The organism is Actinocrinis puniceicyclus (assembly GCF_018283645.1).
Classification (GTDB): Bacteria; Actinomycetota; Actinomycetes; order Streptomycetales; family Catenulisporaceae; genus Actinocrinis; species Actinocrinis puniceicyclus.
In genome coordinates, this window is record NZ_JAGSXH010000056.1 from 1 (window position 1) to 15,923 (window position 15,923).

The window sequence follows — 15,923 nt, forward strand, 5'->3', positions numbered from 1 at the left end:
CGCGGTCGGTGGGCCTGACCGCCGGGGCTTCGGCGCCGCCGAAGCTGGTGGACGAGGTCGCCGACGCGCTGGCCGGGCTCGGCCCGGTGCGCCGCGAGGACCCGCCGGGCGTGGAGGAGTCCTACAAGTTCGCCCTGCCGCCCATGCCGCCGCTCTCGGCCGCTCGGCGCAGCGGGGACGGGCGGCGGCCGCCCGCGACGGCGCGCGCGTCCGATACTGAACCCGACCTTGGTTCAGAAGCGGTAGACGGGGCCGTGGTCGCGGCGAGTACGGGCCCTGACGCGAGCGCGGTCTCTGATGCAATCACTGGGAGCTGATCGTCTTGTCCATTCCCCTGCGGCAGTCCGCGCGGATCGGCGCTTACCTGTTCAAGCAGAAGCTCAAGGGCGTCAAGAAGTTCCCGCTCATCGTGGAGCTCGAACCGCTGTTCGCCTGCAATCTGGCCTGCCCCGGCTGCGGGAAGATCCAGCATCCGGCCTCGGTGCTCAAGCAGCGGATGCCGGTGGAGCAGGCGGTCGGGGCGATCGAGGAGTGCGGGGCGCCGATGGTCTCGATCGCGGGCGGCGAGCCGCTGATGCACCCGCAGATCGACGAGATCGTGCGCCAGCTGATCAAGCGCAAGAAGTACGTGTATCTGTGCACTAACGCGCTGTTGCTGCCCAAGCACATCCACAAGTTCGAGCCCTCGCCCTACTTCGCCTGGGTCGTGCACATCGACGGGCTGGAGGAGCGTCACGACGAGGCGGTGGACAAGCAGGGCGGGTTCCAGGGCGCGGTCGACGCGATCAAGCTGGCCAAGTCCAAGGGCTTCAAGGTCAACACGAACTCGACCTTCTTCAACAACGACACCCCGCAGGCCGTGATCGACGTGCTGGACTACCTCAACGACGAGCTGGGCGTGGACCAGATGATGATCTCGCCCGCCTACGCCTACGAGAAGGCGCCGGATCAGGACCACTTCCTCGGCGTCACCCAGACCCGGGAGCTGTTCAAGAAGGCGTTCGCGGACGGCAACCGCAAGCGCTGGCGGTTGAACCACTCCCCGCTGTTCCTGGACTTCCTGGAGGGCACGCGGGACTTCCAGTGCACGGCGTGGGGAATCCCGTCCTATTCGTTGTTCGGATGGCAGCGGCCGTGTTATCTGATGAACGACGGGTACGTGAAGACGTATCGGGAACTGATCGAGACCACCGAGTGGGACAAGTACGGCCGCGGCAAGGACGACAGGTGCGCGAACTGCATGGCGCACTGTGGTTACGAGCCGACCGCGGTGCTGGCCACGACGTCGTCTTTGAAGGAGTCACTGCGCGCGATGCGTGGCTGACCGCCAGAACCACACGGCACGGCGAGAGGTAGATGCGCGCATCCGGACCGCACCGCGCGAGACGCTGTAAGCGGCGGCGACGTTATGTCGCCGCCGTGCTGTGCTCAGGCGCTCTCGTTGTGGGCGCGGTCGGAGCGCTTCTGGCCGAGGGGCGGACCGGAACGCACGGCGGGACCGGTCCTCGCGCGCCGCGGTACCTGGCGGATTCGATGCAGCAGACGGCGTTCGGGCGGCCGCTGGCCGGCTCGTCCGGGCCGAGGTTCGGCGCCCTGCTGCCGCACGGGGCGCAGCAGGCGACGGGCGTGCCCTTCGCGGGACTGCCGCAGGTCGGCGCGCTGTTCCCGTATGACGGGAACGGGACCGGGGCGCACTTCTGTTCGGGCAGCGTGGTCGCCAGCAGCGGTGGCGACATCGTGGCGACCGCGGCGCACTGTGTGTACGACACGTACGCGGGCGCCTACGTCGGTGGCGTCGAGTTCGTGCCCGGATATCACGACGGCGTGCAGCCTTACGGGGTCTGGCAGGTGGCGAGGGCCCTGGTGGCGCCGCAGTGGATCGACGACGCGGACCCGGACTATGACGTGGCGTTCCTGGTGGTGCGTCAACCGGGCTCCGGCCGGCGGATCCAGGACGTCGTGGGCGCCGACGAGTTGGGGGTCGATGCCTCGGTGGGCGGGATGACGCAGGTCGTCGGGTACCCGTTGGACGCGCAGCGGCCGGTCACCTGCACGGCGCCCGTCAAGCTGTTCTCCGCCACGCAACTGGAGTTCGACTGCGGTGGCTTCCCGGAGGGGACCAGCGGCGGGCCGTTCCTGGCCGGCGTAGATCCGGCCACGGGCCGCTCCACCGTCGTCGGGGTGATCGGCGGCTACCAGCTCGGCGGGGAGACGCCGGACATCTCGTACAGCGCATACTTCGGCGACACGGTCGCCGCTCTGTTCAGGCAGGCCGAGGCGGTCGGCTGACGCGCGTGTGCGCGTCTTGTCGCGCGGGCGCAACGTACGCACGGCCCGGACAGCGGCGCGCATTCGTGCCTGTGGACACGGCGAACGCACGCTGTGAGCTGCGCGGACGACGGCGGTGTGAAGCCGCGCCACAGGTGTGCGAGTGGCCCTCCGCAGCCTCACTCTCCGGGCATGCCTTGCATTTCGGCGGTTTCGACCCGAAAAATGGGAGGCGGCGCGGGCGCCCGACCACGCGAACGCTTGATCGAGCTACCGCGCGACCCACTGCCCTGACATGGAGGTGTGCTACCGTACCGATCACCCGACAACTATTTGGGCACGCGCGAAACGGCGGCACCGCGATGGCCTCTACCGCACGCGACCGCCCGTGGCCCGCCACTTTGACGCTGGGTCCGGACGGAAGGATCACCTCCTGGAGCCGGGGTGCCCAGGCCGTGTTCGGCCTCTCGGCGTCCCGGGCCTGCGGGCGGCGGCTTCGCGCGCTGCTGGTGCGGCCGGACGACCGCGCCGCGGTCGACGAGCTGTTCGGCTCCGTGCTGGCCGGACGCACCTGGTCCGGCGCCCTGTCGCTGCTCGACGCCGACGGCGGCACCCACCCGGTGGAGTGCGGCTGGCAGCCGATCCAGGACCGGCGCGGCCGCCCGGGCGCGCTGGTCGTGGTGACCGGTCGGGCGGACCTGCCCGGCACCGAACCGGCGGTCGCGGACGCCCCGCTGGGCACGGCGCAGTCCGCGCTGGAGGCGATCAGCCAGTTCCAGGAGCACGCCGCGACCGTGGCGATGATGCGCCGGGTGCAACTGCTCACCGACGCCAACACGATGATCGGCTCCACGCTGGACATGGCCACGACGGCGGCCGAGCTGATGGAGGTGGCCGTCCCGCGGTTCGCCGACTCGGCGAGCGTGGCCGTGCTGGAGTCGGTGGCCGAGGACTTCGAACTGCCGGACCGGCCCGCGGGAAGCGGGACCGTGCTGCGCCGGCTGGCCGCCGCGCCGCTGGTGCGCGAGAGCGCACACCTGTTCCCGGTCGGCGCGACCGTCACCTACCAGGCGGGCACCCCGCTGGCGCAGGCGCTGGCCACCGGTCGCTCGCGCACGCTGCACGAGATCGACGCGGCGACGGCGGAGCGGATCTGCAGCGGGCTGGACGACGAGGCCGCGGCGCTGTTCCTCGGCAAGTCGCTGCTGATCGTGCCGCTGGTGGCGCGCGGCGCGGTGCTGGGCCTGGCGGTCTTCGCCCGCGACGCCAGCAGACGCCCCTTCTCCCCCGGCGAAGGCGTACTCGGCGAGGAGTTGGCCGCCCGGGCCGCGCTGTGCATCGACAACGCCCGGCTGTACTCGCACGAGCGGCAGACCGCGCTGATGCTCCAGCGGGCGCTGCTGCCGGACGACTCCGGCTACCACGCCGGCATCGACATCGCGCACCGGTACCTGCCCGCGAGCGACCTGACGGGTGTCGGCGGCGACTGGTACGACGTGATCGCGCTCGGCGGCGGACGGGTGGCGCTCGTCGTGGGCGACGTGATGGGCCACGGAGTGCGCGCCGCCGCGGTGATGGGGCAGTTGCGCACGGCGACCCGGACCCTGGCCGCGCTGGACCTGCAACCGGCCGATGTGCTGCGCCATCTCGACGAGCTGATGGAGCACCTGGGCGGCTCGCTGGCCACCACGCACTTCGCCACCTGTGTGGTCGCGGTGTACGACCCGACCGAGCAGGCGGTGTGCATAGCGAGAGCCGGGCATGTGCCGCCGCTGGTGGTCTGGCCGGACGGCCGCACCGAACAGCTGGAGCTGCCCGCGGGCGTGCCGCTGGGCGTCGGCGGACACGCCTTCGAGAGCCGGAACGTGCCGCTTCCCGATGGCAGCCTCCTGATACTGTGCACCGACGGGCTGGTGGAGAGCCGCGCCCCCGGCCGGGACATAGACGACGGGCTGCGCGACCTGGCCGAGGCGGTGAAGGACCCGACGATGCCGCTGGAGGCGATCGCCGACGGCCTGATCTCCGGCCTGCGCGGGGACCGCACCCTGGACGACGCGGCGCTGCTGGTGGCCAGGGTGCGCGGATTGCCGTCCTCGTCCACGGTGGAGTGGATGGTGGAACCGGAGCCGCCGGCGGTGGCGCGGTCCCGTCGCACGGTGCGCGCCACCCTCGGCGGCTGGGGCCTGGGACAACTGGGAGAGACGGCGGAGCTGCTCACCAGCGAGCTGGTGACCAATGCGCTGCTGTACACCGAGGGGCCGATCAGCGTGCGGCTGCTGCGTGACCGCAGCCTGCTGTGCGAGGTGCACGACGGTTCGGAGGCCGTGCCCCGGCTGCGTCCCGTCGCGGACGACGACGACGGGGGCCGGGGCCTGCACCTGGTCAAGGAGCTCTCCAGCCGGTGGGGCACCCGGCGCACCACCACCGGCAAGACCGTCTGGTTCGAACTGCGGCTCGACGCGGACTCCGAGTTCTGATCGACCGGCACGGCTGCGGGCTCGACGGTGACACGCGTCTCCCGGGAGTGCTCCGCGCGGCGTACCGAGCGGAGCACTCCCGGAGAGCGGCTGCGTAAGGCACGACTGGGTCAGGGACGGCCGGATGCGTACGGCACCTTCGCCGCTCCGCTCGTCGACTCCCGCCAGGCCGTGCTGCAACATCGAATCCGCGTGCACGGGGACCGCAACGCAGAGACGGCGCGCCCGCTCATATGGACGGCGGCTCAACCTGCCCACCTGCCTCCCTCTCGCCGCGCGAGTCGACGCCGCGTCAGTTCTCAAGGGCGTCAAGCCGTTCCAAGACGCGGCGCGCCACCGCTGACGCCCGGTACGGCGCGAGCAGTTGCAGCAGCCTGCGCAGTTTGCGCCGGGCAAGGGTGACCTCCAGGGCCTCGGTGAGATCCGCGGCCTCAACGGCCGTCTGCGCGACCAGGTCGAGCTGCCCGACCCGGGCCGCCGCGCAGGCGACCTCGGCCAGCACCACCGCCCGGCCCTTGACCTGCTCGTGGCCCAGTGAGCGCATGGCCCACTCGGCCGCGTCCATGGAAGCCCGCGCGTCGCCGAGCCTGCCGTGCACGTTCGCCGCCGTCCCGGCCAGCAGCTTGGTGTCGAAGAAGCGGGTCCACGGCAGGGTGTCGTCGTTGGGCGTCGGCTGCGGCAGGTCTGAGCCCAGCTTGAGCGCGCGGTCGAGCTCGCACAGCGCCGCCGCGCGCTCACCGAGCTGCGCGGCCTCCTCCGCGGCGCGCGCCGACATCCACGCGCGGGCGCGCCGGTCCGGGCCGGCGTGCGAGACGGCGGTGTGCGCCAGCTGCCAGGCGGTGGCCGGGTCGCCGCGTTCCGCCGAGGAGTAGGACAGGTACGTCAGGACGCAGGCCAGCAGCGGGCTGTCGGAGGCGTAGCGCGCGGCGGCCAGCGAGCTGTCCCAGTACCGGTGTGCCCCGGCGACGTCGCCGCGGTCGAACGCCAACCAGCCGGCCAGGGCGGCGGCCTGCCCTCCGACCGCGGCCAGCCGCTTGCGCAGCGGGTCGCGCCGGGTGCCGGCCAGCAGCGTGGAGATGTCGTCGAGATGCCGGTTGACCGCGCCGGCCAGGGTGCGCGCGGCGCGGTGGTGTTCGAGCGCGAACAGCCGCGCCGTGTTGGTCTCGACGATGGCTATCGCCTCCTGGTCGGCCTGTTCGGGCCGTTCCAGGGCGAATCGCAGCCGGTCTCCCGGTTCCCCGGCCGAGGTGGGCGGCGGCTCGGACGGCCGCCGCTGCGCGCCGATCAGCCTCCCGGTGGACAGCGGGGTGTCCGGGGGCGGCGGCGGGGACCCTGAGAACCCGAGCTGTTCGTACGGGGTGCGGGTCACCGCCTGCAGGGCCCGCTTGTAGTTCGGGCGGCACTCCGTGTGTTCGCCCGACTCCCACTTCTGCACCAAGCGTTTGTTGCAAGTATTCGGCTCACCGAGCACGCCGCCGGCATGGCGGACGGCGGAGGCGAATTCACTCTGGCTCATCCGCATCGACAGTCGGATGGCCTTGAGCGTGTGGTTGGGCACGCGCTGTGCGGCTGGTACGGTCACGAGGGTGACAGTAGGGCCCTGAGTGACGCCGTGTTGCGCGTGAGTCACTCTTTGGTGTTGAAGCTACGCCTATGAAGTCCCTTTCATACGTCCAAACGACGCTGACAAGGTACGCATCTCAGATGGTTGTCATGCGGGATGGGTGAGCGAACCCATCCAACGCTCGATGTCCTGCGCCCGGCGCGGCAGCCCGGCGGAAAGGTTTTCGTTGCCGTCGGCGGTCACCAGGATGTCGTCCTCGATGCGCACGCCGATGCCCCGGTACTCGGCGGGCACGGTCTCGTCGTCGGGCTGGAAGTAGAGTCCCGGCTCCACGGTCTGCACCATGCCGGGGCGCAGCGTGCCGTCGACGTAGTCCTCGCAGCGGGCCTCGGCGCAGTCGTGCACGTCGAGGCCGAGCATGTGCCCGGTGCCGTGCAGGGTGTAGCGGCGCTGCAAGCCGAGCTCCAGGACGCGCTCGAGCGGGCCCTCCAGCAGACCCCATTCGATCAGCCGCTCGGCGAGCACCCGCTGCGCGGCCTCATGGAAGTCGCGGAACCGGGCGCCGGGCCCGACCGCGGCGATCCCGGCCTCCTGCGCGTCGTAGACGGCGTCGTAGACGCGGCGCTGGATCTCGCTGAAGGTGCCGGAGATCGGCAGGGTACGGGTGACGTCCGCGCTGTAGAGGGCCTCGGTCTCGGCTCCGGCGTCGAGCAGCAGCAGCTCGCCTGGCCGCACGGCGCCGTTGTTGCGGGTCCAGTGCAGCGTGGTGGCGTTGGGGCCGGCGGCGCAGATGGAGCTGTAGCCGACGTCGTTGCCCTCGACGCGGGCGCGGCGGTAGAAGGTTCCCTCGATCCAGCGCTCCGAGGTGGCCACGGCCTGCGCCAGCTCGCGCACCACGTCTTCGAACCCGCGCACGGTGACCTCGCAGGCGCGGCGCAGCTGCTCGATCTCCCAGTCGTCCTTGACCAGCCGCAGGCCGTGCATGAAGGCCTTGAGTTCCTCGTCGAGCCGGGCCGCCTCCTCGGCGGACCGGCGACAGGCCGCGCCGGCCTGGTCGAGAGCCGCATCGAGCACGGCGTCGTGACCGCGCAGGATGCGGGTGACCGTGTCCGGGGCGGCGGCGACGGCCTGCGCGATGCGTTCGGCGGCCTCGCGGCTGTCGCAGGTTTCCAGGCCCAGTTCGGCGGCGGCCTCGGCGAGCGAGCGGCGGCGGCCCACCCACAGCTCGCCCTGTCCGTCGAGCCAGAACTCGCCGTTCTCCCGGTTCGAGCGCGGCAGCAGGTAGAGCGTCGCGGCGTGGCCGCCGTCTGGGCGCGGTTCAAGCACCAGGACGCTGTTCTCGGTCTGGTCCGCGGTGAGGTACGCGTAGTCGCTGGCGGCCCGGAAGCCGTAGTCCACATCGTTGGAGCGGGTCTTGAGCCGCCCGGCCGGGATGATGATCCGCTCGCCGGGGAAGGCCGCGCTGACGGCCTTGCGGCGCTTCGCGGCGTACCCGGAGTGTTCGGACGGTTCCAGGTCGCCGCGCTCCGTGTCGCTCCAGCCGCGCCGCATCCCTTCCTCAAGCTCGTCGGAGATGCCCGGGTAGAGCCCGTTCTTGCGCCCCTTGAGCGGTTTGTCGGGCCTGCGCTGCTCGCTCACTGCCGAGCTCCTCTTTACCGAGGGTGGGTACGGTGTACGGACCGTAGGCGTCGCCCGGTCCTTATCGCAGCCTAGCGGGATCCGCCATGCCGTCCAGGCCGTGTGTGAGACGTAGCGTCGGATGCCACGCAGCGTTTCCCCTTGCGCTTGCCACGGGGCAAGGTCGTAGCGTGGCCGGCATGAGGCAAGATTCGCCGGACGCTCTTCTGACGATCGGGCGCATGGCGCGGCGCAGCGGCCTGAGCGCGAAGGCGCTGCGTCACTACGACCGCATCGGGCTCCTGCGCCCGGCAGCGGTCGACGAAGTCAGCGGATACCGCCTCTACCACCCCGGCCAGCTCGCCGAGGCGGCCCTCGTCGGGCTGCTGCGTTCCCTGGAACTGCCGCTGGAGCGCGTGCGCTGTGGTGTCGCTGCGTGGAAGCAAGGCGACATCGCAGCCCTCGACCGTCTGCTGGCCGAGCACCGGCGTCAGCTCGACGCCCGGGTGAGCCGCCTACGCGGCGCCCTGCACCGCATCGACCACCTGCTCAAGGAAGGTATCGCCCCCGCCATGACCGAGCAGACCATGCCCGCCGGCCCGGCCACCGCACAGAGCGCGCCGGGTACGGGCACTGTCACCGACCAGCGCATGCTGGCCGCGCAACTGTTCAACGAGACGTGGCGGCTGCTGGAGATGGAGCACCGCACCCGCGACGACGACGACCGCATGATCCACACCGCCCACGCCTCGCGCTATCACTGGGGCCAGACACCCACCGCGACAGCCGCCAATCTGGCGCGCGGCGAATGGCAGATCTCCCGCGTCTACGCCGTGCTCGGCCGCCCCGAGCCGGCGCTGCACCACGCCCACCGGGTGCTGGACATATGCACCGGGAACCGGATCGGCGACTGGGATCTCGCCTTCGCCCACGAGGCCCTGGCCCGCGCACATGCCGTCGCCGGCGATCCCGATCAAGCCCGCGCCGCCACCGACCAGGCCCTCGCGGTGGCCGAGGACATCGCCGAGGACGAAGAACGCGACCTGCTCTACGCGGACCTTGAGACCATCCCCCACCAACCCCGCTACTGGTGAGATCGGGCCGGCCGGGTCAGGAGCAGCAGCCGCCGCCACAGCAGCCGCCGGAAGCGCCGGATGACGGGGCCGCGGCGGGCTTGGCCAGACCGCCGACGGCGACCATGGAGAACAGCTTCACCGTGTCGGCGTGTCCGCCGGGGCAGTCGATCGGCGCGGAGGCCTCACTCATCGGGCGGGTCTTCTCGAACGTGGCGCCGCAGGAGCGGCAACGGTACTCATAGCGCGGCATAGCCTCAATTTAGCCGTCCGAGCACCGCGGCAGCCAGTGGGACCGGCCGTCGGCCTACGCAATCGACGCGGCCGAGCGGCAGTCGTCGCCGGCGCCTGCGGGCTTGTGCGGTCTCACAGCCGGGATCTGAGCACGTCGACCTCGCAGCCTGGCGCGAACGGGTCGAAGCCGTGCTCGATCAGCCAGCGGATCGCCTCCAGGCTGCGCAACGACCACCACCCGCGGATCACGTCCAGGTCGACGTCTGCGCCGTATCCGGCTACGACGTCGCTGAGGCGCTCCTGGTGCCCGAGCGTCAAGATGGCGAGGTCGAACAGGGCATCGCCCGGGCCCGCCTCGGACCAGTCGATCACGCCGGTGACCTCGTCACCGTCGATGAACACGTGGGCGACTTGCAGGTCGCCGTGTGTGAACACCGGCGTCCACCACCGCAGCGCGGCCTCGGCGACCCGGCGGTTGCGCGTGACCAGGTCCGTGGGAAGCACGCCGTTCGCAAGGAGCCACTCACATTCGCCGTCGAGGCGCGATGCGACCTGGTCGAGGCTGCGGCCGGCCCATGGCGGCGACGGCGCGTCGTGCAGCATCCGGGCGGCCGCACCCGCCGCGGCCCACGCCGCCGCCGACGCGGTCGAAGGCTCGCCGAGGCGCCCCAGTGCCGTCCCCGGCAAGGCCGCGAGCGCGAGTACGGGCGGCTTGCGCCACAGGACCCGCGGAGTCGGGACCGGCGCCATCGCCATCGCCTCGACCTCGACATCGGTGCGCGCCTGGTCGGCGTCGATCTTCAGGAACACCTCTCCGACGCGCAAGGTCGCGCGCTCGCGATGAGCGACGACGACCTCGACCTCGGCCTCTTCGCGGGCACCCTGCACGTCGGCCATTATCGCGGGATCACCGACGACGTCACCCGGATTATCGCGCGCGCCCGCGCGGCTGACAGCGTCCAGATCCTGGCGGCCTCGTGCTCTCACGGCACGGACCGTCGACGACAGGGCGTGCCCACCACCACTCTTCTCGGAGTCCCGATCCGCGGCATCTTGCGCGGGCGCCCGTCTGACGACACTCCGGTAACGGGCATTCCGGTGTTGCATCACGGATTCACCGTTCGGGTATCGCGTCCTGCGCCGTTGCCGCTAGCCTGTCTCGACTTTCCGTCCGGCGCGACATGAGCGCGGGCGACGGCGACTGAGGGGAAGCCGAACCATGAGCAGCCTTTACATCCACGTGGTGCATCCGCACATCGACCACCGCAAGGCGCACGGCCCGGTCAAGGTGGTCGACCAGCATCCGACCGGCAGCGGCGTCGCCCGCTTCAACACCCGGCTGGCCATCGCCATCACCAAGGTCGTCGGCAGCATGTGGTGCGCCTACGCCTTCGGCCTGTTCGACCTGATCAGCCTGCCGGCCGCGATCAACGCGGGCACGGCCGCGATCATCTCGTGGATCGCGCAGACCTTCCTGCAGCTGGTGCTGCTGTCGGTCATCATGGTCGGCCAGAACGTGCAGGCGGAGGCCGCCGACAAGCGCTCCGAGGCGACGTACAAGGACACCGAGGCGCTGCTGCACGGGCAGGAGCAACTCGCCGCGCACCTGGCCGCCCAGGACGTGGTGCTGCGGTCGCTGGCCGCCAAGGTCGGGATCGAGGTCGGGTGCTGAGCCGGGGCGGCGGCGCCGGCTCAACCGGCGGCGGTCACTGATCACGCGGCGGCCACGGCGGCGACACGGCTGTCGCGGCTGTCGCGGCTGAACCAGGGCACGGTGACGTGCATGAGCGGACCGATGGCGAGCGCATAAACCAGCGTGCCGAGGCCGACGTCCCCGCCCAGCATCCAGCCCGCGGCCAGGACGGACAGTTCGATCGCGGTCCGCACGACACGGATCGAGCGGCCCTGCGCGGCCAGGCCGGTGGTCAGGCCGTCTCGGGGCCCGGGGCCGAGCGCGGCACCGATGTAGAGGCCCGTGGCCAGGGCGTTGAGACCCACGCCCGCGACGAAGACGGCCCAGCGCAGCCAGAGAGCGTGCGGAGCCGGCATGGCGGCGAGCATCACGTCGACGACGGCGCCGATGACGACGATGTTCGCCACGGTGCCGATGCCGGGGCGCTGCCGAAGCGGAATCCACAGCAGCAGCACGAGTCCGCCGACGAGAATCAGGACCGTCCCCACGGGAATGCCGGTGATCCGCGCGAGCCCGGTGTGGAACACGTCCCAGGGATCCACTCCGACGGCGGGGGCGAGCATCAATGCCTCGCTCACGCCGTAGAGCACCAGGCCCGCGGTCAACTGCAGCAACCGCGAGGCCACGCTCTCCCGCGGTACCGTGGCGCCGGCCGCCGAGCGGGCCCGGTACCACAGGCGCCGCAGGTGGCCGTAGCCGCGGCGCAGGTCCCACGGTTCGCTGATCCGCTCGCCCCGCCGCGCCGCCAGTTCCCGTTCCAGCGCATCGGTGAGCACCGTGTCTCTGGTGAGCACCGTGTCTCTGGTGAGCACGGCGTCTCTGGTGAGCACCGTATCTCTCGTGAACACAGCGTTTCCAGCAAGCCCGGCGTTGCCGGTGAACGCGGTTTCGCCGGCCGCGCGCTCGTCGAAAGCGCTCTCGCCGAGCGCGGCGCCACTGAATGCGGCCATCGTCGTCGCTCCCCTGCCGAATCGCGAGTGCCAAACCTTGAGGATCTGGCCTGGTGATGCGATTCTGGTCAAAGATTGGACCGGTACTCGATAGCCAATTCGAAGAAGGTGGCCTGATGCCTGCCGTGACGACGACGGTCGGAGCCGGCCAACTGGCCCAACGGCTCGGGCCATGGCGCAGCGCGGACGGGCACGCCGCGGGGCGCGTCGGCGGCAGGCCGCTGCAGGCCGCGCTCGCGGAACGGCTCACCGGGCTGGTCCTGGACGGGCGCCTGGCCCTGGGCACCCGGCTGCCGGCCGAGCGGACACTGAGCGCCGCGCTCGGGGTCAGCCGCACCACGGTGACCGCCGCCTACGCGCTGCTGCGTGAATCAGGGTTCGCCGTCAGTCGGCAGGGCTCGGGCAGCTACGTCTCGGTGCCGGACGGCGCGGCCCGCAACAACAGCGGCTGGCGGGCGGACGGCCGCGACGGCGACGTGATCGACCTGATGTTCGCCGCGCCGCTCGCGCCGCTGAGCGTGCTGCGTCGCGCGCTGCGCACCGCCGCCGAGCAGTTTCCGGCTCACGCCGACGCCGGGGGCTACCTGCCGTACGGGCTCGACGCGCTGCGCGAGGCGGTCGCGGACAACTACACCGCTCGCGGCCTGCCCACCTCGCCGGACCAGATCCTGGTGACCAACGGGGCTCAGGGTGCGATCACACTGGTGGCGCGGCTGCTGTGCGGCGCCGGGGACCGGGTGCTCGTCGAGAGCCCCACGTACCCGAACGCGCTGGACACCTTCCGCAACGCGCACGCCCGAGCGATACCGGTGCCGCTGGACGACGGCGGATGGGTGCCCGGCGGCTACGAGAACGCGCTGGCCCAGCTGCGGCCGCGGTTGGCGTATCTGATCCCGCACTTCCAGAACCCGACCGGGTACCTGATGGATCCGGACACTCAGGGCTCGATCGCGCGCGCGGCGCGGCGGGCCGGCTCCTGGCTGCTGGCCGACGAGACGATCACCGAGGCGGCCCTGGACACCGCGGTGCCGCCGCCGTTCGTGGCGACGATCCGGCCGGCCGACGCGGAGGCGGTGCTGGTGTGCGGCTCGATGGCCAAGTCGTTCTGGGGCGGCCTGCGGATCGGCTGGCTGCGCGCCCCGGCGCGGATCGTGCACGAACTGGCCGCGGCGCGCGCCGCGATGGATCTGGGTTCGCCCGTCCTGGACCAACTGGCCGCGGCCGCGGTGCTGCGCGGCGAACAGGGTTATTTGGAGGAGCACCGGCACGCCTGGCGGGAACAGCGCGCGGCGCTGATGCAGGCGATCGACGAGACGTTTCCGCAGTGGTCCTACCGGGTTCCCGAGGGCGGCCTGTGCCTCTGGCTGCGGATGGACCGGGAGGAGGCCACCGCGCTATCGCAGCGTGCGCAGACGCACGGTCTGCTCCTGCACGCGGGTCCTCGCTTCGGCGCGGACCCCGGCACCTTCGAACGCTACATCCGCCTGCCGTATGTGCAGCCGCCGGATCTGCTGCGCGAAGCGGTACGGCGCCTCGATCTGGCGCGCGCGGTACCGGGTCCGCGGCACGCCGCCGACCACCGCGCCGACCTGGTGGCCTGACGGACGGGTGGCCTGACGGACGGGCGCTCGCGCGGATCACCGGGATCGCCGCGTGATAAGGGCTGAGATCCACGCACGCGGTCGCCGGACGCGGTCACCGCACCGGCCGGCGGGTCCGGGTCCGTCAGGGCTTGCGGCCTATGCCGCCGGCTATACAGCGCTGCACCTGATTGAGCGGCTTGATCCGCGGGCCGTCCGGCCACCAGTCGGCGCACAGGGTCAGGCCCGGATCCACCATCTCCAGCCCGTCGAACAGCTCCTCCAGTTCGGCGCGCGTGCGGAACGTGCCGGACCCCATCATGCTGTGTACGAACATTTCCTCCATCTTGCGGGCCACCGGGCTGTACTCGTTCTGCGGGTCGAAGAAGTGGCTTATCGCCACGTACGAACCCGAGGGCAGCGCGTCGATGTACTCCCGCATGATCCGCGCCGGCTGCTCGCGCGGGCCGTTGTAGTGGTGCAGGGTGCCCATCTGCAGGAAGACCAGCGGGCGGGAGAAGTCGATGCGGGCGCGCACCTCCCCGTGCCCGAGCACCTCGCGCGGAGCGAAGATGTCCGCCGAGACCAGGTGCGTGCTCTCGTTCTCCTCCAGCAGGGCGCGGCCGTGGGCGAGCACCACCGGGTCGTTGTCGACGTAGACGACGCCGGCCTGCGGGTTGATCCGCTGCACGACCTGATGCACGTTCTCCGCGGTCGGCAGGCCGGACCCGCAGTCGAGGTACTGGTCGATCCCGGTCTGCGCGGCGAGGAACCGGCAGGCGCGGATCAGGAAGCCGCGGTTCTCCGTGGCCAGGTCGACCGCCTCCGGGGCCGCCTTCTGCACCTGGCGCAGGACCTCACGGTCCACCTCGTAGTTGTCCTTGCCGTTGAGGAAGGCGTCGTACACGCGGGCGATGCTGGCCCGGGTGGGGTCGACGCCGACCGGCACCGTGCGCTTGGCAGCGACGGTGGCGTTGTCGGCCATTGCGTTCTCCCGCCTTGTCCGCACAACCGGATGGTTGCTCGCACTTAACTTAGCGTAAGTGGTCGTAATAACATCGTAAGCGCGCGACCGCAGTCCTAGGGAGGGTCCTGATGGCCACGTTCGACGAGCAGAGCGGTGTGCCGCCGACCGGCCCGACCGTGCGCCGGCTCATTCTGGGAACGCAGCTGCGCAGGCTGCGGGAACGGGCCGAGATCACCCGGGCCGAGGCCGCCTACAGCATCCGCGGCTCGGAATCGAAGCTCAGCCGCATGGAGTCGGGGCGCGTCGGCTTCAAGGAGCGCGACGTGGCGGACCTGCTGACCCTCTACGGCGTGACCGAGCAGGCGGAGCGCGCGAAGGTGCTCGACCTGGTCGCGCAGTCCAACGTGCAGGGCTGGTGGCACGCTTACAGTGACCTGATGCCGAAGTGGTTCGAGGACTACATCGGCCTTGAGGAGTCCGCGTCGCAGATCAAGGTGTACGAGCTGCAGTTCGTCCCCGGACTGTTGCAGACCCGCGACTACGCCCTGTCCATCCTCAGCCGCGGCCGCCCCGAGAACGCGGACGTCGACGCCGAACGCAAACTGCGTTTGCGCATGCAGCGGCAGAAGGTGCTGCTGGGCCAGAACGCGCCGAGGCTCTGGACCGTCATCGACGAATCAGTGCTCTACCGCAGGCTCGGCGGTGCCAGGGTGCTGCGCGCGCAGCTCGACCACCTGCTGGAGGTCACGACGCTGGCGAACATCTCGTTGCAGGTGGTGCCTTACCACACCAGCGGTTACGGCGCCGAGGGCCCGTTCACGCTGCTGCGCTTCGGCGAGCCCGAGCTCTCCGACATCGTGTACGTCGAGCACCTGGCCGGCGCGTTGTACCTGGAGAAGCCGGAGGAGATCGAGATCTACAGCCGGGCGCTCGACCGGCTGGCCGTGGAGGCCGAGACCCCGGCGCGCAGCCGGCAGATCCTGCTCAAGGCCCGCGAGGAGATTTGACAGGGCGTTTTCAGCGCAGCCGGCGTCCGCCCTTCCACCAGGCCGCGGATCGTGCGTGCGTTCGCCGCCGCGACCGCCTGAGATGCGGCTGCCGACCCATTGACGCAAGATCCTGATTCTCAGGTGTTCGTATGCATTCTCATCACCCGGTGCTACTTTGCGTGCGGGGGGCAAGTGCACATGCAAGTGACTCATGCAGACGGACCGTGCAGGTTGGTCGGAAAGTGAGAGATCATGGCGGAGGAAACCACCACGCTCATCAATGGGTTGTCAGCCGATCTGCTGGTCGGCGCGGCATGGCGAAAGAGCAGCCACAGCGGGTACAACGGCAACTGCGTCGAGCTGGCGCCGCTGGCCGGCGGAGAGGTGGCCATGCGCAACTCGCGTGACCCGCACGGTCCGGCGCTGATCTACACCCGCGCCGAGATCGCCGCGTTCCTGGCCGCGATCAAGGACGGCGAGTTCGACGACGTGCTCTGATCCCTGGGATCGG

The 15,923-nt window shown here is 70.9% G+C and carries 15 protein-coding genes and 1 pseudogene; 10 read left to right on the plus strand and 6 right to left on the minus strand.

Annotated elements, in window-relative coordinates; translation table 11 throughout:
* From KGA66_RS16430 to KGA66_RS16445, 4 genes and pseudogenes are all read left to right on the plus strand, one after another.
* Positions 1-317, plus strand: a pseudogene (locus tag KGA66_RS16430) (hypothetical protein); the annotation flags it as partial.
* 5 nt (positions 318-322) lie between these two features.
* On the plus strand, positions 323-1,324 hold the full coding sequence (hpnH, locus tag KGA66_RS16435; protein ID WP_211469007.1) for an adenosyl-hopene transferase HpnH: 1,002 nt from the start codon (positions 323-325) through the stop codon (positions 1,322-1,324).
* 209 nt (positions 1,325-1,533) lie between these two features.
* Positions 1,534-2,289, plus strand: a complete 756-nt coding sequence (locus KGA66_RS16440) for a trypsin-like serine peptidase (protein WP_211469008.1) — start codon at positions 1,534-1,536, stop codon at positions 2,287-2,289.
* A 341-nt stretch (positions 2,290-2,630) separates the two neighbouring features.
* Positions 2,631-4,745 carry a SpoIIE family protein phosphatase gene (locus KGA66_RS16445; protein ID WP_211469009.1) on the plus strand — a complete coding sequence of 705 codons (2,115 nt, stop codon included), beginning with the start codon at positions 2,631-2,633 and terminating at the stop codon, positions 4,743-4,745.
* Positions 4,746-5,037: 292 nt separating this feature from the next.
* On the opposite strand, the gene KGA66_RS16450 is transcribed toward KGA66_RS16445, so the two are convergent.
* A complete protein-coding gene (locus KGA66_RS16450; protein ID WP_211469010.1) occupies positions 5,038-6,327 on the minus strand; it encodes an NsdA family TPR-like regulatory protein in 1,290 nt (429 codons plus the stop codon).
* A gap of 129 nt (positions 6,328-6,456) precedes the next feature.
* On the minus strand, positions 6,457-7,947 hold the full coding sequence (locus tag KGA66_RS16455) for an aminopeptidase P family protein (protein ID WP_211469011.1): 1,491 nt from the start codon (positions 7,945-7,947) through the stop codon (positions 6,457-6,459).
* A 179-nt stretch (positions 7,948-8,126) separates the two neighbouring features.
* On the opposite strand from KGA66_RS16455, the gene KGA66_RS16460 reads away from it, so the two are divergent.
* Positions 8,127-9,020, plus strand: a complete 894-nt coding sequence (locus KGA66_RS16460) for a MerR family transcriptional regulator (RefSeq protein WP_211469012.1) — start codon at positions 8,127-8,129, stop codon at positions 9,018-9,020.
* Positions 9,021-9,036: 16 nt separating this feature from the next.
* Here KGA66_RS16460 and KGA66_RS16465 read toward each other — a convergent pair whose 3' ends face one another.
* Positions 9,037-9,252, minus strand: a complete 216-nt coding sequence (locus tag KGA66_RS16465; RefSeq protein ID WP_211469013.1) for an FmdB family zinc ribbon protein — start codon at positions 9,250-9,252, stop codon at positions 9,037-9,039.
* 113 nt (positions 9,253-9,365) lie between these two features.
* On the minus strand, positions 9,366-10,130 hold the full coding sequence (locus tag KGA66_RS16470; protein WP_211469032.1) for a phosphotransferase family protein: 765 nt from the start codon (positions 10,128-10,130) through the stop codon (positions 9,366-9,368).
* Between KGA66_RS16470 and KGA66_RS16475 the strand changes: the two genes are divergently transcribed.
* Positions 10,074-10,418, plus strand: a complete 345-nt coding sequence (locus KGA66_RS16475; RefSeq protein WP_211469035.1) for a hypothetical protein — start codon at positions 10,074-10,076, stop codon at positions 10,416-10,418. The two genes, KGA66_RS16470 and KGA66_RS16475, sit on opposite strands and share 57 nt — an antisense overlap.
* A 34-nt stretch (positions 10,419-10,452) precedes the next feature.
* Positions 10,453-10,905 (plus strand): DUF1003 domain-containing protein, encoded by a 453-nt coding sequence (locus KGA66_RS16480; RefSeq protein ID WP_211469014.1) that lies wholly within the window; start codon positions 10,453-10,455, stop codon positions 10,903-10,905.
* Positions 10,906-10,946: 41 nt separating this feature from the next.
* Here the strand turns inward: KGA66_RS16480 and yczE are convergent, their stop codons facing one another.
* Positions 10,947-11,552: a membrane protein YczE gene (gene yczE, locus KGA66_RS16485; protein WP_369015886.1), complete on the minus strand. Its 606-nt coding sequence runs from the start codon at positions 11,550-11,552 to the stop codon at positions 10,947-10,949.
* Between the two features lie 440 nt (positions 11,553-11,992).
* Between yczE and yczR the strand changes: the two genes are divergently transcribed.
* On the plus strand, positions 11,993-13,477 hold the full coding sequence (gene yczR, locus KGA66_RS16490) for a MocR-like transcription factor YczR (RefSeq protein ID WP_211469016.1): 1,485 nt from the start codon (positions 11,993-11,995) through the stop codon (positions 13,475-13,477).
* Positions 13,478-13,601: 124 nt separating this feature from the next.
* Here yczR and KGA66_RS16495 read toward each other — a convergent pair whose 3' ends face one another.
* Complete coding sequence (locus KGA66_RS16495; RefSeq protein WP_211469017.1) at positions 13,602-14,441, minus strand: SAM-dependent methyltransferase; 840 nt, start codon at positions 14,439-14,441, stop codon at positions 13,602-13,604.
* 110 nt (positions 14,442-14,551) lie between these two features.
* On the opposite strand from KGA66_RS16495, the gene KGA66_RS16500 reads away from it, so the two are divergent.
* Together KGA66_RS16500 and KGA66_RS16505 are read left to right on the plus strand one after the other, a co-directional pair.
* Positions 14,552-15,430 (plus strand): Sco1979 family transcriptional regulator, encoded by an 879-nt coding sequence (locus tag KGA66_RS16500; RefSeq protein WP_211469018.1) that lies wholly within the window; start codon positions 14,552-14,554, stop codon positions 15,428-15,430.
* A 234-nt stretch (positions 15,431-15,664) separates the two neighbouring features.
* Entirely contained in the window at positions 15,665-15,910 is a 246-nt protein-coding gene (locus KGA66_RS16505) for a DUF397 domain-containing protein (RefSeq protein ID WP_211469019.1), read from the plus strand.
* Positions 15,911-15,923: the final 13 nt, after the last annotated feature.